The organism is Kitasatospora sp. NPDC058063 (assembly GCF_042885395.1).
GTDB classification, from domain to species: domain Bacteria; phylum Actinomycetota; class Actinomycetes; order Streptomycetales; family Streptomycetaceae; genus Kitasatospora; species Kitasatospora lactacystinica.
Window position 1 is genome coordinate 422,771 of sequence record NZ_JBHVSD010000002.1, and the last position, 18,394, is coordinate 441,164.

At 73.4% G+C, this 18,394-nt stretch carries 19 protein-coding genes; 15 read left to right on the top strand and 4 right to left on the bottom strand.

The window, feature by feature from the left end; all coding sequences use genetic code 11:
• Nucleotides 1–350: 350 nt before the first annotated feature.
• The gene (locus tag ACFVUY_RS05570; RefSeq protein WP_387727813.1) at nucleotides 351–986 is read left to right on the top strand and encodes a winged helix-turn-helix domain-containing protein; all 636 of its coding nucleotides are present in this window, start codon (nucleotides 351–353) and stop codon (nucleotides 984–986) included.
• A gap of 135 nt (nucleotides 987–1,121) precedes the next feature.
• On the opposite strand, the gene ACFVUY_RS05575 is transcribed toward ACFVUY_RS05570, so the two are convergent.
• Entirely contained in the window at nucleotides 1,122–1,904 is a 783-nt protein-coding gene (locus ACFVUY_RS05575; protein ID WP_387685015.1) for an IclR family transcriptional regulator, read from the bottom strand.
• Nucleotides 1,905–2,349: 445 nt separating this feature from the next.
• On the opposite strand from ACFVUY_RS05575, the gene ACFVUY_RS05580 reads away from it, so the two are divergent.
• The 6 genes from ACFVUY_RS05580 to ACFVUY_RS05605 all read left to right on the top strand — a co-directional run bounded on the left by ACFVUY_RS05580 (nucleotide 2,350) and on the right by ACFVUY_RS05605 (nucleotide 8,399).
• Nucleotides 2,350–3,423 (top strand): ABC transporter substrate-binding protein, encoded by a 1,074-nt coding sequence (locus tag ACFVUY_RS05580; protein ID WP_387727565.1) that lies wholly within the window; start codon nucleotides 2,350–2,352, stop codon nucleotides 3,421–3,423.
• A 70-nt stretch (nucleotides 3,424–3,493) separates the two neighbouring features.
• Nucleotides 3,494–4,522, top strand: coding sequence for an NrtA/SsuA/CpmA family ABC transporter substrate-binding protein (locus tag ACFVUY_RS05585; protein ID WP_387727567.1), 1,029 nt, complete (start codon nucleotides 3,494–3,496; stop codon nucleotides 4,520–4,522).
• Nucleotides 4,519–5,385, top strand: coding sequence for an ABC transporter permease (locus tag ACFVUY_RS05590; RefSeq protein ID WP_387685021.1), 867 nt, complete (start codon nucleotides 4,519–4,521; stop codon nucleotides 5,383–5,385). The genes ACFVUY_RS05585 and ACFVUY_RS05590 overlap by 4 nt, the downstream gene beginning before the upstream one ends.
• On the top strand, nucleotides 5,382–6,275 hold the full coding sequence (locus ACFVUY_RS05595) for an ABC transporter ATP-binding protein (RefSeq protein ID WP_387727569.1): 894 nt from the start codon (nucleotides 5,382–5,384) through the stop codon (nucleotides 6,273–6,275). Before ACFVUY_RS05590 ends, ACFVUY_RS05595 begins: the two co-directional genes overlap by 4 nt.
• 126 nt (nucleotides 6,276–6,401) lie before the next feature.
• Nucleotides 6,402–7,307 (top strand): ABC transporter substrate-binding protein, encoded by a 906-nt coding sequence (locus ACFVUY_RS05600; RefSeq protein WP_387727571.1) that lies wholly within the window; start codon nucleotides 6,402–6,404, stop codon nucleotides 7,305–7,307.
• Between the two features lie 3 nt (nucleotides 7,308–7,310).
• A complete protein-coding gene (locus tag ACFVUY_RS05605; RefSeq protein ID WP_387727573.1) occupies nucleotides 7,311–8,399 on the top strand; it encodes an LLM class flavin-dependent oxidoreductase in 1,089 nt (362 codons plus the stop codon).
• A gap of 153 nt (nucleotides 8,400–8,552) precedes the next feature.
• Here the strand turns inward: ACFVUY_RS05605 and ACFVUY_RS05610 are convergent, their stop codons facing one another.
• Nucleotides 8,553–9,545: an aldo/keto reductase gene (locus ACFVUY_RS05610; RefSeq protein WP_387685029.1), complete on the bottom strand. Its 993-nt coding sequence runs from the start codon at nucleotides 9,543–9,545 to the stop codon at nucleotides 8,553–8,555.
• Between the two features lie 470 nt (nucleotides 9,546–10,015).
• Here ACFVUY_RS05610 and ACFVUY_RS05615 point away from each other — a divergent pair, with 470 nt between their 5' ends.
• The 6 genes from ACFVUY_RS05615 to ACFVUY_RS05640 all read left to right on the top strand — a co-directional run bounded on the left by ACFVUY_RS05615 (nucleotide 10,016) and on the right by ACFVUY_RS05640 (nucleotide 14,781).
• Nucleotides 10,016–11,035 carry an LLM class flavin-dependent oxidoreductase gene (locus tag ACFVUY_RS05615; protein ID WP_387727575.1) on the top strand — a complete coding sequence of 340 codons (1,020 nt, stop codon included), beginning with the start codon at nucleotides 10,016–10,018 and terminating at the stop codon, nucleotides 11,033–11,035.
• Between the two features lie 407 nt (nucleotides 11,036–11,442).
• Nucleotides 11,443–12,009, top strand: a complete 567-nt coding sequence (locus ACFVUY_RS05620) for a TetR/AcrR family transcriptional regulator (protein WP_387727577.1) — start codon at nucleotides 11,443–11,445, stop codon at nucleotides 12,007–12,009.
• A gap of 67 nt (nucleotides 12,010–12,076) precedes the next feature.
• Complete coding sequence (locus ACFVUY_RS05625; protein ID WP_387727579.1) at nucleotides 12,077–12,709, top strand: DUF4865 family protein; 633 nt, start codon at nucleotides 12,077–12,079, stop codon at nucleotides 12,707–12,709.
• Between the two features lie 17 nt (nucleotides 12,710–12,726).
• Nucleotides 12,727–13,242, top strand: a complete 516-nt coding sequence (locus tag ACFVUY_RS05630; protein ID WP_387727581.1) for a carboxymuconolactone decarboxylase family protein — start codon at nucleotides 12,727–12,729, stop codon at nucleotides 13,240–13,242.
• Nucleotides 13,239–14,183 (top strand): phosphotriesterase, encoded by a 945-nt coding sequence (locus ACFVUY_RS05635; protein ID WP_387685037.1) that lies wholly within the window; start codon nucleotides 13,239–13,241, stop codon nucleotides 14,181–14,183. Before ACFVUY_RS05630 ends, ACFVUY_RS05635 begins: the two co-directional genes overlap by 4 nt.
• Before the next feature lie 106 nt (nucleotides 14,184–14,289).
• The gene (locus tag ACFVUY_RS05640; protein ID WP_387727583.1) at nucleotides 14,290–14,781 is read left to right on the top strand and encodes a GNAT family N-acetyltransferase; all 492 of its coding nucleotides are present in this window, start codon (nucleotides 14,290–14,292) and stop codon (nucleotides 14,779–14,781) included.
• A gap of 168 nt (nucleotides 14,782–14,949) precedes the next feature.
• On the opposite strand, the gene ACFVUY_RS05645 is transcribed toward ACFVUY_RS05640, so the two are convergent.
• Nucleotides 14,950–15,714, bottom strand: a complete 765-nt coding sequence (locus ACFVUY_RS05645; RefSeq protein WP_387727585.1) for an SDR family NAD(P)-dependent oxidoreductase — start codon at nucleotides 15,712–15,714, stop codon at nucleotides 14,950–14,952.
• Nucleotides 15,715–15,851: 137 nt separating this feature from the next.
• Between ACFVUY_RS05645 and ACFVUY_RS05650 the strand changes: the two genes are divergently transcribed.
• Both ACFVUY_RS05650 and ACFVUY_RS05655 read left to right on the top strand, forming a co-directional pair.
• The gene (locus ACFVUY_RS05650) at nucleotides 15,852–16,472 is read left to right on the top strand and encodes a TetR family transcriptional regulator (protein WP_387727587.1); all 621 of its coding nucleotides are present in this window, start codon (nucleotides 15,852–15,854) and stop codon (nucleotides 16,470–16,472) included.
• A 265-nt stretch (nucleotides 16,473–16,737) separates the two neighbouring features.
• On the top strand, nucleotides 16,738–17,880 hold the full coding sequence (locus ACFVUY_RS05655; protein WP_380551004.1) for an alpha/beta hydrolase: 1,143 nt from the start codon (nucleotides 16,738–16,740) through the stop codon (nucleotides 17,878–17,880).
• A gap of 167 nt (nucleotides 17,881–18,047) precedes the next feature.
• Here the strand turns inward: ACFVUY_RS05655 and ACFVUY_RS05660 are convergent, their stop codons facing one another.
• The gene (locus ACFVUY_RS05660) at nucleotides 18,048–18,377 is read right to left on the bottom strand and encodes a MoaF N-terminal domain-containing protein (protein ID WP_359898547.1); all 330 of its coding nucleotides are present in this window, start codon (nucleotides 18,375–18,377) and stop codon (nucleotides 18,048–18,050) included.
• Nucleotides 18,378–18,394 lie beyond the last annotated feature (17 nt).

Sequence of the window (18,394 nt, forward strand, 5' to 3'; positions counted from 1 at the left end):
GCAGACGACTCCACCCCGTCCGTCACGCGCGAAATGAGCGGCACACCATGTCTTCTTCTTCCACGGCCACCCTGCCCCTGCCCACCGCGACCCCGCACCTGCGCGCGGTCCGCTCCGTCCCGCCGGTCACCGCTGTCCCCGCGGCCGGTCCCGGCACGTCCGGGGTCGCCGGACCGTCCGTCCCCCCGGCGCCGGGGGCCGACCGATGGCCCGGTGCGGCGACCCGCACGCCCCAGGCCCGCACGCCCCAGGCCCGCCCGCCCTACGCCGGTCCGACCCAGGCGGGCCCGGTCCGCCCGGCCGTCGTCCCGGCCCCCGCCGCCGCGCAGCCCGGCGCGACGGTCCCGCAGGTGCCCCAGGCGCTGCTCGCCGCGCTGCCGGAGGGGGCGGCCGTCGTCGCCGCCCTGCCGCAGGGCGTGCTGCCGCAGGGGGTGCTCGCCCAGTTCGGCGCGCAGTTCGGCGCCGTGAACGGCAGCCCGATGGTCGGCTACCTGGTGCTGGTGCCGGCCGAGAGCCCGGTGGCCGGGACCGTCGGGCTGCCCGGCGTTCCGGCCGGCGCCGCCGCCCTCTCCGGCGCCGCCGCCCTCTCCGGGGGGCACCCGGTCCCCGGGGCCCACACGGCTCCCGGCACGCCGACGGTGACCGGCGGGCCCGCCGCCCACGTCGTCGCGGGGGTCCGTCACGTCCGCCCGGCCGAGCGGGGCATCGCCGTCGACAGCGAGCGGCGCAACGCCTACGTCGACGGGCGGCTGCTCGACCTCACCTACCTGGAGTTCGAGCTGCTGGCCCACCTCACCGAGCACCCGCAGCGGGTGCACACCCGGGACCACCTGGTCTCCGCGGTCTGGGGCTACGGCCACGTCGGGGACGGGCGGACGGTCGACGTGCACGTCGCCCGGCTGCGCCGCAAGCTCGGACCGGCCTACCGGGACACCATCGTGACGGTCCGCCGGGTCGGGTACAAGTACACCCCGGCCACGGTCTGACGGCGGGCGGCCACCGGTCCGGTCCCCTCGGCGGGCCGCCCACCGGTCGGCCGCCACCGTCGGGTCCCGGCGGCGGGCCGCTCGTCCAGGACGTGGACGGGCGGCCCGCCGCTTTCGTCGTGTCCCGATGGGCCGTCAGGAACGCTGATCCGGCGGCAGCAGCAGGACGGCGAGCGCGTCGGCGCAGCCGCGGGCGTGACCGAGGAACCAGTCCAGCCGGTCGTCGGTGAGGTGTGCGGGCGTCGAGCGGACCGCGAGGGCGAACCGCGCCTGCCCGGCGCCGTCGAGGACGGGCACGGCGACCGTCCGCACCCCGGCGGCCGACTCGCCGTCGTTGAGCGCGTACCCGGCCGCTCGGACCTTCGCCAACTCGTCGTCCAGGAGCGCTGGTTCGGTGATCGTGCGGTCGGTGAAGGAGGGCAGCCGTCCCAGTGCCGCCGGCGCCGTCTCGCCCGGGCGGGGCCAGGCCAGCAGGATCTTGCCGAGGGCCGTGGAGTGCAGTGGCCGACGCAGGCCCAGCCCGGTGTCCGGGCGGACGGAACCGCCGACCAGGATCACGGCGTGGGTGCCGCTGCGGATCGCCAGGTCGGCGGTCGCCTTGGTGCGCCGGGAGAGCAGGTCCAGCTCGGGCCCGGCCAGGTGCAGCCCGCGCTGGTGGAAGGTGAGTTGGCCGAGTTCGGCGACGGCGGGACCGAGCCGGTAGCGGGCGGTCTGTTCGTCCTGCTCCAGGAATCCGGCGCTGACCAGCGTGCGGGCCAGCCGGTGCGCCGTGGAGACCGACAGGCCCATCCGGCGTGCGAGGTCCGAGGCGCTCAGGTCGGGGCCGTTGTCGTGGAAGCAGTGCAGCAGCCCGAGCGCGCGCTGGACGGCCTGCGCACCGGCCGGCGGACTCTGGACGGCGGTGGCGGCCTCGGCCATGGCACCTCGCGTTTCGGTTCGGAACTCCGGACGGACGGCCGGAGGCGGTCTCAGCGTAGGGCAGCCAGTGCTGCGGAAATGTGTCGACGACGTTGCAATGGAATGGCGTTGATGAACAACTGATCCCACGATGTGGCAAAAGCTTGCTTCGGGCTCGTCTGCCGTGGAACGCTCCTCGCATCGCGTCGAACGGCCACTCGGCCTCGGCGGAGACCGTCCCGATTCCACGGAAGGAGAAGCGCCGTGACGTCCCACCGGTGTCTCCCCTCCCGTGCGTGTTGTCGCTGAACGACCCCTCCCGCGCCGCCCGACCCTCCCGCGCCGCCCGCCGTCCTGCATCGTGGCGCACAACTTCTTTGCGCACCAGGCCTCATGGGCCTCCGTGCGGTCATCGATACCGAGCTCCTCCGGCCGTCGTCGGAGCCCCCGTAGAGGACCAACTCCGTTGTCCAGTCGTACCCAGAACGTCTCCCCGCTTCCCGACACCCTCTGGTTCACCCGCTGCCCGGTGCCCACCGCGACCGGGATCGCCGCCGATCAGGGTTGGCTCGCCCGTGAGTTCGCCGCCGACGGCATCGCGGTCCGCTCGCTGCAGGACGCACCGCCCGAGGTGGCCGCGGACCACCACTACACCCACGCGCTGACCGGTCTGTTCCGGGAGGGCGGAAACGTCCCCGCGCTGTGGGCCCGTTCGCGCGGCGAGGCGACCAGGCTGATCGGCCTCACCTGGATCGAGGAGCGCCAGGTGGTGCTGGTCCGGGCCGGCAGCGGCATCACCGAACCCGGGCAACTGCGTGGACTGCGGCTGGCGGTGCCACATCATGACATCGGCATCGACTTCTGGCGGGCGATGGCGCTGGCCGGCCTCCGGGGCGCCCTCGGGCTCGCGGGCCTCACCCTGGCGGACGCCGAGCTGGTGGACGTCCCCGGATCCGAGGGCGCCGGGCAGTGGTCCGCCGAGCTGGCCGCGCTGCGGGACGGCACGGTGGACGCGGTGTACGTGAAGGGGGCGCTCGCCGTCGAGGCGGCCCGCCGGGTCGGTGCGGAGGTGGCCGTGGAACTGGACGCGGCGCCGGACCGCCGGGCCCGGGTCAACAACGGCACGCCCCGGCCGATCACCGTCCACCAGCGGCTGCTGGACGAACACCCCGAGCTGGTGGCCCGGTTCCTCGCCGTGCTGCTGGAGGCCGCCGACTGGGCGGCGGAGCGTCCGGAGGAGGTGGTCCGGATCCTGCGGGCCGAGACCGGTGCCGGTGCCGAGGGCGTCGCCGGAGCCTATGCGCCGGGCAGCCACCGGACCCTGCGGCTCGACCTGTCGGCGGAGCGGCTGGAGTTGCTCGCGTTGCAGGAACGATTCCTCAGGGAGCAGGGCTTCCTTGCCGCGCCGGTGGACGTCCAGGCCTGGGCCGACCCGGAGCCGCTGCGCGCAGCGCGCGAGCTGCTGCGGGTGCGGCGTGCGGGTGAGGCGCCGGGCGCGGGTTCCGATGCCGGCGGCGTGCGGATCGCAGACTTCAGGTAACAGCATTCAGCTAACAGATTTCGAAAGTTGTCAGCTGTCGGCTGTCATCTGTCACCCCCTTGGAGACCCCGTGAAGACCCCTCGTCCCGCCCTCGCCGCCACCGCTCTGCTCGCCTCCGCCGCCCTCGCCGCCTGCGGCTCCTCCGCCGACGGGGCCAAGGCCTCCGCCGACGGCGGGGCCGGCGACAAGGCCGACGTGGTGCTCCGCCTGCCCGATCCCGGCAACAACGGCTTCCTGGCCCGCGGCAAGAAGGACGGTTCACTGGACCGCACCCTGGCCGCGGTCCACGCCAAGGTCGCCTGGACCGGCAGCGCCGGCCCCTTCGCCCCCGCCGCCCAGGCCCTCTCCGCCGACCAACTGGACATCGCCCAGGGTTCGATCACCTCGGCCGTCGCCGCGCTCGCCCAGAAGCCCGGCTTCAAGCTGTTCGCCCAGACCGCGCCCGACGGCGTCGGCGAGGGGATCCTGGTGAAGAACGACTCGCCCGTCAAGTCCGTCCAGGACCTGGTCGGCAGGAAGGTCGCCGTCTCCCAGGGAGGCACCAGCGAGTACCTGCTGCTCAAGGCACTGGCGAAGAACGGCGTTCCGGCCGACAAGGTGGAGCGGGTCTACCTGCGTGCCGACCAGACCTCCGGCGTCTTCAACTCCGGCCAGGTGGACGCCTGGGCGACCTGGAACACCTTCTCGACCCCCGCCATCGCCAACGCCGGTGCACACTTCCTGGTCAACGGCCAGGAGGTGGGATCCGACAACTACGCGGTCTGGGCGGTGCGCAACGGTTTCGCCGACAAGCACCCCGAGGTGGTGAAGGCCTTCTACGCCTATCTGCGGGAGAACGGCGCCAAGGAGAAGGCCGACCCGGCCGGCTACCTCAACGTGTTCACCGACGCCGGCCCGACCGCCGTCACCCCTGTCGAGAAGGACGTCGCGGTGAACGTCGGCAAGCAGGGCACCCCGGCCGACGCCATCTCCGACGCCGACATCGCCCGCTTCGGGACGGTCGCCCAGTTCTTCGCCGACCAGAAGGTCACCAAGCAACTGGTGGACGTCAAGCCGTACCTGATCGACATCAACAAGCTCGGGGACGGTGCCAAGTGACCACCGCCACCCGGCCGTTCACGCCGGAAGACACCCGGGCCGCACTGGACTCCGGCCTGGTCGCCCCGCAGAGCCGGCGGCACCGGCCCCGCCCCCGGGCACTCGCCGTGACCCTGCGCACCATCGGTCCGCTTGCCCTGCTCGGCGGCTGGGCACTCGCCTCCGCCACCGGCGCGCTCACCCAGGACGTGCTCGCCTCGCCCGCCCAGGTTGCGCAGGCGGTGGGGGAGCTGTGGGGCAACGGCCAGCTGACCGACGCCCTGTCCGTCTCCCTCACCCGCGCCGGACTCGGACTGTTCTTCGGCGCGACCACCGGACTGGTGCTCGGCGTGGTCACCGGATTCACCCGCCTCGGCGAGGAGTTGCTCGACTCCGCGATCCAGGTCCTGCGCACCGTGCCCTTCCTGGCCCTCGTCCCGCTGTTCATGGTGTGGTTCGGCATCACCGAGACCGCGAAGGTCGCCCTGATCGGGGTCGCCACCAGCTTCCCGATGTACGTGTCCGCCTCGGGTGGGGTCCGCAGCACCGACCGCAAACTGGTCGAGGCGATGCGCAGCTTCGGCCTCGGACGCTGGGCGATCGTGCGCACGGTCGTGCTGCCCGGCGCCCTGCCCTCGCTGCTGTCCGGACTGCGCCTGTCGATGACGCTCAGCGTGATCGCCCTGATCGCCGCCGAGGAGATCAACTCCACCGAAGGCATCGGCTACTTGATGGCCCAGGCGCAGAACTACTCGCGCACCGACGTCCTCGCCGTCTGCATCCTGATCTACGGGCTGCTCGGCCTCGCCGCGGACGGTGTCGTCCGGGTCCTGGAGCGCGTGCTGATGCCGTGGCGCCAGATCGTCCAGGGAGCGGCCCGATGACCGCCGACACGTTCGCCACCGCCACGTCCTCGTCCTCCGCGCCGTCATCACCGTCCTCCCCGTCCTCCCCGTCCTCCCCGTCCTCTCTGTCGGCCTCCTCGGCCTCCTCGGCCTCCTCGGCCTCCTCGGCCTCCTCGGCCTCCTCGGCCTCCTCGGCCTCCTCGGCCTCCTCGGCCTCCTCGGCCTCCGAGGAGACGGTCCCGGCTGTCCACCTGCGCGGTCTGCGCCGGGTGTTCGGCACCCGGGCGGTACTCGACGGGGTCGATCTCTCCATCGCCCGTGGGGAGTTCGTCGCCCTGCTGGGTGCGAGCGGCACCGGAAAGACCACGCTGCTGCGCATCCTCGGGGCGCTCGACCAGGCGGACGGGGGCACCGTGCTCGTCCCGCCGGTCCGTACCGTGGTGTTCCAGGAGCCCCGCCTGGTGCCGTCCAAGCGGGTGCTGGCGAACGTCACGGTCGGCCTGCCGCGCGGCGCCGCGACCCGGGAGACCGGACTGAAGGCGCTCGCCGAGGTCGGCCTGGAGCGGCACGCCGAGGCCTGGCCGGCCACCCTGTCGGGAGGTGAGGCGCAACGCGTCGCACTCGCCCGGGCGCTCGTCCGGGAGCCGCAACTCCTGCTGCTCGACGAACCTTTCGCCGCCCTGGACGCGCTCACCCGGCTGCGCATGCAGGACCTCGTCGGCGACCTGGTGCGCCGCCACCGCCCGGCGGTACTGCTGGTCACCCACGACGTGGACGAAGCCGTACGGCTCGCCGACCGGGTCGTGGTGCTGCGCGACGGTCTGCTCGCCCGGGACGAAGCCGTCACCGTCGAGAGCCCGCGCGACCCGGCCGATCCCGCCTTCGCCGACCTGCGGCGCCGGCTGCTCGCCGACCTCGGCGTCCACTGACGCCCGCGATCCACCACTGCCCACCGCGATTCCCCGCAGTCCCCGAGAATCCCCGCTGTCCTCCCGATTTCCCCCGATCCACCCCGACTTCCGACCAACCGAGCCCGCACCACCGGAGTTGACCAGATGACCGTCACCCTCGGCGTCCACGCCAGCAACCCGTCGCTCTACTACCTCGCCCGACTCCCCTACCTGGACGAGGAGCTGGCCCCGCTCGGCGAGACCGGCGCCTTCCACCACTACGCGGACGGCACCCGTACCGGCGCGCTGCTCGCCGAGGGCGTCATCGACTTCGGCGGGACCGGCTCCACCCCGCCGATCACCGCCCAGGCGGCCGGCCACGACCTGGTCTACGCGGCCGTCTCCGCACCCCGCCCCGACCACGGCGCCCTCCTGGTGCTGGACTCCGGCCCGGTGCGGACGGTCGCGGACCTCAAGGGCGCCACCGTCGTCCTCGCCGTCGGCTCCTGGCAGACCCACCTGCTCGCCAAGGCCCTGCACGCACAGGGACTTTCGTACGGCGACGACGTCACCCCGGAGCGCCCGGCGGCCGGCCAGGACCAGGCCCGGCGGCTGCGCGACGGCGAGATCGCCGGCTGGATCGCGCAGGGCGCCGAACTCGCCGCCGCCCGCCGCACCGGGGAGTTCCGCGAGCTGATCCGCACCGGTGACGTCATCACCGACCGTTCGGTGTTCTTCACCCGTCGGGACTTCGCGACCGGCCGTCCCGAGGTGGTCGCCGCGATCGCGACCGCCCTGCGCCGGGCGGACGCCTGGGCGGCCGCCAATCCGGCCGAGGCCGCCGCGATCGCCGCCGAGGAACTGGGCGGCGCGGCCGCCGACTGGCAGTCCGCGCTGGTCGCGCTGCCCTGGCGGCTGGAGCCCGCCACCGCCGGGTTCGTCGCCGAACAGCAGGAAGCCGCGGACATCTTCCACGGTGCGGGCTTCATCGACCGGGCACTGACCGTCGCCGACGCCCACCTCCCCGCCCTGGAGGCCCCGGTGGCCGCCGCGCTCGCGAAGGCGGTCTGACCCGTGGCCTCCGAAGTCCTCTGGTACATCATTCCGCGCGAGGGGCACTACCCCTGGGAGCCGGCCGGCCGCCGCCCGGTGGACCTCCGCTACCTCCAGCAACTGGCGGGCAGCGTCGAGCGACTGGGCTACACCGGCGCGCTGCTCGCGACCGACCTGTACGACGTCTGGACGCTCGGCAGCGCGCTCGCGGCCGCCACCACCCCGGCCTTCAAACCGCTGCTGGCCGTCCACCCGGGGCTGGTCTCACCCACCCTGCTGGCCAAGATGGCACTCAGCTTCGACCACCTGCACGGCGGCCGGCTGCGCTTCAACGTGGTGAACGGCTCGACCGCGCAGCTGCGCGAGTACGGCCTGGACGTCGAGCACGACGACCGCTACCGGCTCAGCGGCGAGTACTGGTCGATCGTCAAGCGTCTTACGGCGGGTGAAGTCTTCGACCACAAGGGCGAGTTCTACGAGCTGAAGAACGCGGGTGCGAGCCTGCGCGAGCTGACCCCGGTGCAGCCCGGCGGCATCCCGCTCTGGTTCGGCGGCAGTTCGGCGGCCGGCATCGAGATGGCCGCCGAGCACGTGGACGTCTACCTGACCTGGGGAGAGCCACCGCACCTGCTCAAGGAGAAGCTGGACCTGGTCCGCGAGCGGGCCGCCGCCCACGGCCGGTCGGTGCGGATCGGGCTGCGACTGCATCTGATCGTCCGCGACACCGAGGACGAGGCCTGGGCCGCCGCCGACCGGCTGCTGGATGTCACCGGTGAGGCTACGTACGCGCGCCAGCTGGGTGGCGCGAAGGCGGAGGACGGGGTCGGCTGGCAGCGGCAGTTCCGCCAGCACGGCGGGAAGGTGCCGGCGCGGGCCCGGGAGCTGGAGGTCTACCCCAACCTCTGGCCGGGAATGAGCCTGTTCCGCCCCGGGCCCGGTACGGCGGTGGTCGGCTCGACGGCCCAGGTGATCGAGCGCCTGCAGGAGTTCGAGGCACTGGGTGTCGACACCTTCATCCTCTCGGGCAACCCGCTGCTGGAGGAGGCCCATCGGGTTGCAGAAACGGTTCTGCCCGCTCTGGGCATCAAGCGGCCGCACGCCGGTGGCTGACTGGTGACAGCTGACGGATAACAGATGACGGATGACAGCTGACAGATTTCGAAATCTGTCAGCTGTCATCCGTCGATCGTCAGCTGTCAGCGTCAGCCGTAGCCATCGGCCGCAGCGATCAGCCTCGGTCGCCGGTCGGCGCCTCCGCCCCGCTCAGCGGCTCAGCCGGTCGATCTCCGCCAGCTCCTCGGCCGTCAGCGGCCCGCCCGCCAGTGCGTCGAGGTTCTGGTCCAGCTGGGCGACGCTGCTCGCACCGATGATCACCGAGACCACCCGCGGGTCCCGCAGCACCCAGCACAGCGCCAGCTGCGCCAGCGTCTGGCCGCGCCGCTCGGCGACCGCGGCCAGCGCCCGCAGCTGCTCCAGCTTCCGCTCGGTCAGCGCCTCCTCGGTGAGGAACTTGCCGACCGACATCCGCGAGCCCGCCGGAACCGCCCCGGACAGGTAGCGGTCGGTCAGCAGCCCCTGGGCCAGCGGCGAGTAGGCGATGAGGCTGCTCTGGGTGTCGCCCACCGCGTCCAGCACGCCGCCGTCCTCCACGGACCGGTTGAGGATCGAGTACGCCGACTGGTTCATCAGCACCGGCGTCCCCAGCTCGCGCAGGATCGCCACCGCCTCCCGGTGCTGCTCCGCCGGGTAGTTGGAGATCGCCGCGTACAGCGCCCTGCCCGAGCGCACCGCGCTGTCGAGCGCCCCCATCGTCTCCTCGATCGGGGTGTCCGGGTCGTACCGGTGCGAGTAGAAGACGTCGACGTAGTCCAGCCCCATCCGGTCCAGCGACTGGTCGAGGCTGGCCAGCAGGTACTTGCGGCTGCCGCCGTTGCCGTACGGGCCGGGCCACATGTCCCAGCCGGCCTTGGTGGCGATGAACAGCTCGTCCCGGTAAGGCCGGAAGTCCTGGGCGAACAGGTAGCCGAAGTTGCGCTCGGCGCTGCCGTACGGCGGGCCGTAGTTGTTCGCCAGGTCGAAGTGCGTGACGCCCCGGTCGAAGGCCCGGCGCAGCACCGCCCGCTGCACGTCCAGCGGCTGGGCGTCACCGAAGTTGTGCCAGAGCCCCAGCGAGACGGCGGGCAGCTGGACGCCGCTGCGGCCGGCCTTCCGATAGGTCATCGAGTCATAGCGGTCATCCGCGGCGAGGTAGCTCATGCCGGACATCCTGCCAGTCCGTCGCGGCGGATCAAGCCTTGCCCCGTTCCGGGCCGGTGCCTATGCTCGCGGAGGATCGCGTGCGTGCGAGGCGAGGGGGAGGCGAGATGGCAGTCCGGACCGTGGCCGTGGCCGCCGCAGCCCGCTGTTGTTGTCGCCGCCACCGCAGCACCGACCGCTGACGCCACCCGCGAGCCCCGCCGCCCGAGCGGCCCATCGCCCGCCCCGTCGGCCGTTCCGCCGGTGCCGCCCGTAGGAGCACAGCGCCGGACCGTGCACCGGCTCCCCGCGCTCCGCTCTCCGTGCGGCTCACCGAACCCCGGGACGCTCCGGCCCGCCGGTTCCGTCCCGGTCCTGCTCAGCTCATCCCCATGCCCGGCCCGGCCCGGTCCTGTACCCGGCCATGGCCCCGGCCCTGGTCCGACCCGAGCCAGACCCCGGGCCCGTCCCGAGCGCCCAAGGAGACCGCCGTGCGGTTCACCGTCTCGTCCCTCGTCGCCAACGCCCCCGACCCGGTCACCGGCGTCCGGCGCACCCCGCAGCAGAAGCTGCACAACGTCATCGACCAGGCCGTCCTCGCCGAGCAGCTCGGCTACGACGGCTACGGCGTGGGGGAGCGGCACGGTGAGCCGTTCCTCTCCCCGGCGCCACCCCTGCTGCTGAGCGCCATCGCCGCCCGCACCTCCACTATCCGGCTGTTCACCACGGTGACGGTGCTCAGCGTCCTCGACCCGGTCCGGGTCGCCGAGGACTACGCGATGCTCGACCAACTCTCCGGGGGTCGACTTGAGTTGATCGTCGGCAAGGGCAACGACCCGCGCCACTTCGGTCTGTTCGGCCTCCCCGAGGAGCGCCAGTGGGAGGCGCTCGCGGAGAACTACGGCCTGCTGCGCAGGCTCTGGCGTGAGGAGAAGGTGACCTGGGAGGGCTCGACCCGCCCGCCGCTCGCGGACGTCACGGTCTGGCCGCGCCCGCTCCAGGACCCGATCCCGGTGTGGCACGGCAGCGCGACCAGCGCGCGGTCCACCGACCTCGCGGCCCGCCACGGCGACCCGCTCTTCTCCGCCAACTCCTTCCATCCGCTGGAGAAGTACCGGACGCTGGTCGAGCACTACCGCGAGCGCTGGGAGCACTACGGGCACGACCCGGCGCGGGCCCGGGTGGGCGCGAGCTTCGGCGGACTGTTCGTCGCCGAGCGCTCGCAGGACGCCGTCGAGGGCTTCCGCCCGTACTGGAACGCACTGTTCGACTCGGCCGCGGGCCGGCACAACAACTCGCCGTTCACCTCGCTGGAGGACGCGCTGGAGCGCGGCTCGGCGCTGGTCGGCAGTCCGCAGCAGGTGATCGAGAAGATCCACCGCTACCACGAGGCCTTCGGCAACGAGGTGGTCGGCATCGGGGTCGACGCCCTCACCGAGGGGGCGCAGCGCGAGCAGTTGGAGCTGTTCGCGAGCGCGGTGGCGCCGGAGATCCGTCGGGCGCTGCCGTAGCGGTCCACGCCCGCAGCGCGCTGCCACGGCAGCCCGGATCTCCCGCCCGCCCGCGCAATGCGCCGTGCACCCCCTACGCGGCGTGACGCCGGCAACCGTGCGTGACGTGACGCGCGCCACCGGGTGCGCCGGAATGCCGTTCGGCGGGGCGGGGGATGACGAACGGTCGAGGGGCCGTGGCCGCCGGGGGGCGGCGCACGGCCCTCAACCGTTCCGCCCGGCGGGGGTCACGGGGAGCCGCCCGCGCACCCAGGGCCGGGGTCGGGGCCGGAGCCGGCCCCGGAGCCGGCATCGGCACCGGAGCACCGAGCGCGAGCCCGAGTCGGATCGGATCGGGCTCGGGTCCGGTCGGGTCGGGCGGCGTCCGCACTGGCATTCTGTACCTACTGGTATGTACAGTGATCCGCATGAGCACCCAGAACCGCCTCATCGAGAGCACCCAGGCCCTCCTCTGGGAGCGCGGCTACGTCGGCACCAGCCCCAAGGCCATCCAGCAGCGCTCCGGCGTCGGCCAGGGCAGCATGTACCACCACTTCACCGGCAAGCCCGACCTCGCGGCCGCCGCCCTGCGCCGCAGCGCCGAGCAGCTGCGCGGCGTCGCCGAGGCCGACCTCGTCGCCCCCGGCAGCGCCTACGACCGGATCGCCGCCTACCTGCAGCGCGACCGTGACGTCCTGCGCGGCTGCCGGATCGGCCGGATGGCCCAGGACCCGGACGTGGTCGCCGACCCGCTCCTGCGCGCGCCCGTCGAGGAGACCTTCGACTGGCTGCGCGGCCGGATCGCCGGACTGATCGCCGACGGCCAGGCGGACGGCGAGTTCGCCCCCGGCCTCGACCCGGCCGACACCGCCGCCGCCGTGGTCGCCGTCGTCCAGGGCGGTTACGTCCTGGCCCGTGCCGCCGACAGCGCCGAGCCGTTCGACCGGGCCGTTCGTGGCGCCCTCGGCCTGCTCGCGGCACACCGCACGGCCTGACCCGCCGAGCCCGCCCGTCCGGCAGCCTGCCTGCCTGCCGGACCCTTCGAACCCGAGGAGCTCAGCCGTGCACGCGATGCAGTACGAGATCACCCTGCCCGCCGATTACGACATGGGCGTCATCCGCAAGCGCGTCGCCGACAAGGGCCACCTGCTCGACGCGCACCCGGGTCTCGGCCTCAAGGCCTATCTGGTCCGCGAGCGCGGCCGACAGGGCTCGCCCGTCAACCAGTACGCGCCGTTCTACCTCTGGCGCACCGTCGAGGGCATGAACGGTTTCCTCTGGGGGCCGGGATTCCGCGGCCTGAGCGCCGACTTCGGACGCCCCGCCGTCCGGCACTGGCTGGGCGCGGGCCTGACCCACGGCGGGTCAGGAACCTCGGCGGCCACGGCATCGGCCTCGGAGGCGGCGTCGTCAAGGGAGGAGGCGGCCGGGCCGCCGACCACCGCCACCCGCGAGACCGTACGGCTGCCGGAATCCGCCGACCCGGCCGAGGCCGTCGAGCGGGCGCTCGCCGACCTTCCCACGCACCCGGCCCTGCACACCGCCGCCGTGGCCGTCGACCCGAGCCGCTGGGAGCTGCTCCGCTTCGCCCTCTGGTACGGCCCGGCCCCCGAGGACGAGCCAGGCGTCCGTTACCAGGTGCTGCACCTGTCCCGCCCCGAACTCGACCGGCTGCCGGCCGGCCGCCACTGGTGAAAGGACCCACCGCCCCGATGTCCCCCGCGACCGTTCCCACCGGCACCGACCTCACCCCGGCCCCGACCGACCGCACGGCCGGTTACGCCCTGCTCGCCGAACTCGCGGGTCCCGGCGCCGCCACCACACTCGGGGGCCTGGACGCCCTCGCTCCCGGCTTCCCCGACTGGATCGTCACCAGCCTCTTCGGCGGTACCTACCAGCGTCCCGGACTCGCCCTGCGCGACCGCCAGATCGCGAACCTGGCCGCGCTCACCGCACTCGGCGGCGTCGAGCCGCAGCTGGCCGACCACGTCCGCTACAGCCGACGGATCGGCCTGACGGAGGCGGAGATCACCGAGGTCATCGTCCACCTCGCGCCGTACGTCGGGCTCCCCAAGGCGCCGGCCGGCCTGCGCGTCGCCACTGCCACCTTCGCCGACGGCGACGCCGACGCCGCGGCCAGGGCCGAGGCCAAGGCCGGGACCGGAACCGGCACCGAGGCCGCGGCGGAGACCGTCGCCGGGAGCGCCACCCCGGGGGCCGACGCATGAGCCGCACCGTCCGCACCGTCCTCGGCGACCTGGACCCCGCCGATCTCGGGGTCACTGACTCCCACGACCACCTCTTCATCCGCAGCCCGCTGCTCCCCGGCCAGGAGCTGGACGACCCGGCCGCCGCCGAGGACGTCCTGCGGGCCTACGCCGCCGCCGGTGGCCGTGCCCTCGTCCAGTGGACCCCGCTCGGCCTGGGCCGGGGCGCGGACTCCCTCGCCGCGCTCTCCCGCGCCACCGGCGTCCACGTCGTCGCCGCCACCGGCGCGCACCAGGCGGTCCACTACGCGCCGGGCTTCTTCCCGGACGTCGACGGCGACCCGGCCGAGCGCCCCGGCGCGTACGCCGACCTCGCGGAACGCTTCGTCGCCGAACTCACCACCGGTCTGCCCGGCGCGCCCGAGGGCGTCCGGGCCGGGCTGATCAAGGTCGCGGGCGATCCGGGGCCCGTGAGCCGGCACACCCGGTGGACGATGGCCGCGGCGGCCGAGGCCCACCACGCCACCGGCGCCCCGATCGCCGTCCACCTCGAAGCCGACGGCGCTCCGCTCCGGGTCCTGCACCTGCTGCACGACCGGCACGGGGTCCGGCCCGACCGGATCGTCCTCGGCCACCTCACCCGGCTCTCCGACCGCGCGCTGCACCGTGCCCTGGCCGCCGAGGGGGTCCGGCTCGCCCTGGACAGCCCCTCCCGGTCCGGCCGGTCCGGCGACCACCAGGCCTTCGACGTGATCGCCGACCTGGTCGAGGCGGGCCACGCCGACCAACTGCTGCTCGGCGCCGACACCACCACCCGGACCGCCCGCGCGGCCGCCGGCCCGGTCGCTCTGCTCGCCGACCTCGCCCCGCGCCTCGCCCGCAGCTACGGCCCGGAACTGCCCGAGCTGCTCCTCGTCACCAACCCGGCCGCCGCCTTCGCCGCCGACTGGCGCACGCCGTAGGCGGGGCCTCGTCGCCTGCGAGTCCCATCGGCCGCGGCCGCGGTCGCGGCTGCCGGAGCGGGCATTCGGCAGACGGCCGCCGGGCGGATCTTCTACGGTGCCGGGCATGGTGATGCCGACACTCCGAACCCTCACGACCGCCGACTGGCCGCTCTGGCGGGATCTCCGTCTCGCCGCCCTGACCGGTGCGCCGGACGCCTTCAAGGCCGGCCTGGCCGACTGGGACCAGGGCGGTGAGGACCGTTGGCACGACCGGCTCCGCCTCCCGGACGCCCTCCACGTCGCGGCCCACCTGGACGACGACCCGGTCGGACTGGTCGGCGGAATGCCCGGATCACCGGACGGCGTGCGGGAGTTGCGCTCTCTCTGGGTCGCCCCGCGGGCGCGCGGCGGGGGCGTCGCGGACCGTCTCGTCGAGGAGGTCGAGCGCTGGGCCCGGGCCACCGGCGGCACCACGCTGCGCCTCGCCGTACTCCCCGGCAACCGGGCGGCGCTCGCCCTCTACCGCCGCCACGGCTTCACCCCGCTCGCGGAACCCGGGGACCTGCTCGCCGACGGGGTCGGCCGCGAACTCCTCCTGGCGAAGCCTCTGCGGTGACCGCCGCCGCACCCGGCTCGGTACCGGGGCCGCGGCCGGCCCGGCTTCCCGAGGCCGACGGGACGGCCTCGGGACCGCGGGAAGGCGGGGCCTGTGCCGCACGGGGGACGGCACAGGCCCCGCCTTCCCGCGGTCGAGCGGTCTGGCAGGTCGGCGGGTCGACCGGCGTCACATGTGCGTGCCGCCATCGATGCGGAGCTCGGTGCCGGTGACGAAGGCGCCGTCGTCGGAGGCGAGCATGGCGATCACGCCGGCCACCGTCTCCGGGCCCGCGAAGCCCTGGCCGAGCGCGGGGGAGAGCTTGGCCAGCAGGCTGAGATCGGCGTCGGCGGGCAGGCCCGGGTTGTGGGTCATGCCGCTGTCGATGCTGCCCGGTGCGACGCAGACCGCGCGCAGGCCCTGCTTCGAGTACTCCGAGGCGATCGCGTGGGTGAAGGACTGGATGCCGCCCTTGGTCGCGGCGTACGCGGCCATGTAGGGGTGGGCGAAGCTCGCGGAGGTGGAGCTGAAGTTGACCACCACGCCCTTGCCGCCGGCGAGCAGCGCGGGGAGCGCCTCGCGGGTCATCAGGAAGGTGCCGGTCAGGTTCACCGCGAGGAGCCTGTTCCAGAACTCCAGGCTGGTCTCGTGGGTGTGCGAGGAGCGGAGGATGCCGGCCGCGTTGACCAGCACGTCCAGGCCGCCCAGGCCGGCGATCGCCTCGGCCACGCCCGCGACGACGGCCGCCTCGTCCGCGATGTCCAGCACCTGGACGGTGAGGCGGTCCGCGGTTCCCTCGGCGGTGGCGCGGTCCAGGGTCTTCTTCAGGCCGTCCTCGTTGACGTCGACGGCGACGACCTTCCCGCCCTCGGCGAGGATCCGGTGCACGGTGGCCTGGCCGATGCCCGAGCCGCCGCCGGTGATCAGGACGTTCCGTCCGCTGAAGCGCTCCATGGTGGTACTCCGTTCGTTCGTGGTCTCTCGACCTCAATAGGCACGTTACGCCTAAGTGGCATGTTGTGCCAAGAAGTCCATTCATGCCGATCCGTCGTGACGTGCCGCCTTGGCATCCGCCCGCGTAGGCTGACCCCGTGACCGGACGCCCGACCCTGACCCAGCGCCGCCGTGAGGCCACCCGGCTGGAGATCGCCCGTACCGCCGCCGCGCTCTTCGCCGAGCGGGGCACGGACGCGACCACCGCCGAGGAGATCGCCCTCGCCGCGGGCATCTCGCTGCGCACCTTCTACCGGTACTTCTCGGTCAAGGAGGACGCCGTCGCTCCGCTGCTCGCGGCGGGCGGGCAGGAGTGGGTGGAGCTCTTCGCGGCCAGCCCCGCGGACCTGCCGCTGCGCGAGGCGCTGGAGCGTGCGGCGGTCGCGTCGCTGACCCCGGCCGACGAGGCGCGGGTCGAGATGATGCAGTGGGCCCGCGGTCTGCTGCGCGACCCGAAGCTGAACGCCACCTGGCAGCGCGTCCACGCCGACTCGGAGGAGCGGCTGCGGGCCGCCCTCGCCGAGCGCTGCCCGGACGGCACCGACCCGCTGGAGATCCGGCTGGCGGCCGCCGCCGCGACCGCGGCGATCCGGGTGGCCCTGGAGCAGTGGGCCGCCTCCGAGGCGCCCCTCGCCGGACCGGGCTCCCCGCAGGACCTCGGCGCCCGCTGCATGCGCGAGCTCACGGAGGGGCTGCGGCTGTGGGGGCGGGTCGGCTGAGCTTCGGGCCCGGCGGTCGACCGGCCGGTGACAGCCGACAGCGGACAGCCGACAGCCGACAGATTTCAGATGACAACTTTCGAAATCTGTTATCTGAAAGTTGTCATCCGTCCGCCCGGCTCCCCGTAACCTCCCAGCCGCGGTCGGCTTTCTCCCAGCTGGCGTTAGGGTTGGTCCTCGCGCCCCGGCAGGGGGAACCGGGGTGACCTCCTCGGATGTCCCCAGCGGAGGGGACTGGAGTTCGAGGCGTGGGAGCAAGCAGGACATGGGTCTGACGAGCCACAAGGTGCTGGCGCTGACCGCACTGATCGCGGTCGTGATGATGGTCGGCACGGTCTGGCTGTGGCCCAGACTCGCGAAGAAGACCTGGCAGGCGGTGCTCGGCCGGATCGGCGCACTGCTCGCCACCCAGCTCACGGTGCTCGCCGCGCTCGGCCTGGTCGCCAACAACTACTTCGCCTTCTACAGCAGTTGGGACGACCTGCTGGGCATCGGCGACACCGGCCCGGTGGTCATCCACAACAAGGCGGACGCCTCCGGCCGGCTGATGGTGGAGACGATGGGCCAGGCCGCGGTCAAGGGCGGCGGCGCGATGGGCCGCGAGCCCGGCCAGTCCGGCGAGATCCGCAAGATCAGGATCGACGGCGCGGTCAGCCGGCTGTCCACCGAGGGCTACGTCTACCTGCCGCCGCAGTACTTCCAGCCGGAGTACGCCCAGAAGCAGTTCCCGGCCGTGATCGTCAGCACCGGATTCCCAGGAATCGCCGAGAATCTGATCACCCGCTTCAACTACCCGGGTGCGGCGCTCAAGCTGCTGCAGGAAGGGCGGATGCAGCCGACCGTCATGGTCCTGGTGCGCCCCTCGCCCGCGCTGCCCCAGGACACCGAGTGCGAGGACGTCCCGAACGGCCCGCAGTCCGACACCTACTTCACCAAGGATGTGCCCTCGGCGATCCAGGCCAGCTACCGGGTCTCCTCCGACCCGCAGGCCTGGGCCTTCATGGGCAACTCGACCGGCGGCTACTGCGCGCTCAAGCTGGCCATGCGTCACCCGGACGTCTTTCCGACCGCCGTCGCCCTCTCCGCCTACTACGACGCGGCCGACGACCCCACCACGGGCGACCTCTTCGGCGGCAGCAAGCAGCGCCGCGACGAGGCCAACCTGATGTGGCGGCTGAAGAACCTGCCGCAGCCGAAGGTGTCCGTGCTGCTGGCCGGCACCAAGAAGGGCGACGGCAGCTACCGGCAGGAGACCGAGGCCTTCGTCGACGCGGTGCAGAGCCCGATGAAGGTCTCGTACAGCATGCTGGAGAACGGCGGCCACAACTTCGAGACCTGGAGCGCTCTGCTGCCCTCCTCGCTGGAGTGGCTGTCCCAGCACCTCAAGGTGCCGAACCAGACCGTATGAAGCGACCCGGCCGAGCTTGACCGGCCGCACCTGAACGCCCGAACGCCTGAACGCCTGAACCTGAACGACCGAACCCCCGGGGCTGCGGCCCCGGGGGTTCGGTTCTGGAATTCGGGTCGGCCGGGCCGTTCAGGAACCGTACGGCTCCCGCCCGGCGGTCCTGCGGCTCAGGCCACCCGCTCCAGCGTCCCGGTGTGCAGCTGGCCGACCCGGCCGCCCTCGCCCTCGAAGGTCCAGAAGGCCCGCACGGTCAGCTTGCCGAGGTCCATCACGTGGCTGACGGTGATCCCGCTCTGCTCCGTCCAGCTGATGAAGTAGATCTCCGGCGCGACCTCGGCGACGTGCAGCCGCACGTCCTCCCACTGGCCCGCGGACTCGCCGAGGCCCTCCCAGCGCAGCCGCGTGCCGTCGGCCGAGTAGGTGTTGCGGAAGGCCGCACCGTTGTCGACCCGGAAGAGGTAGGTGCGGCCGGCGAAGGCGGGCAGGGGCGCGGTCATGGTGGGGCGGGTCCTCG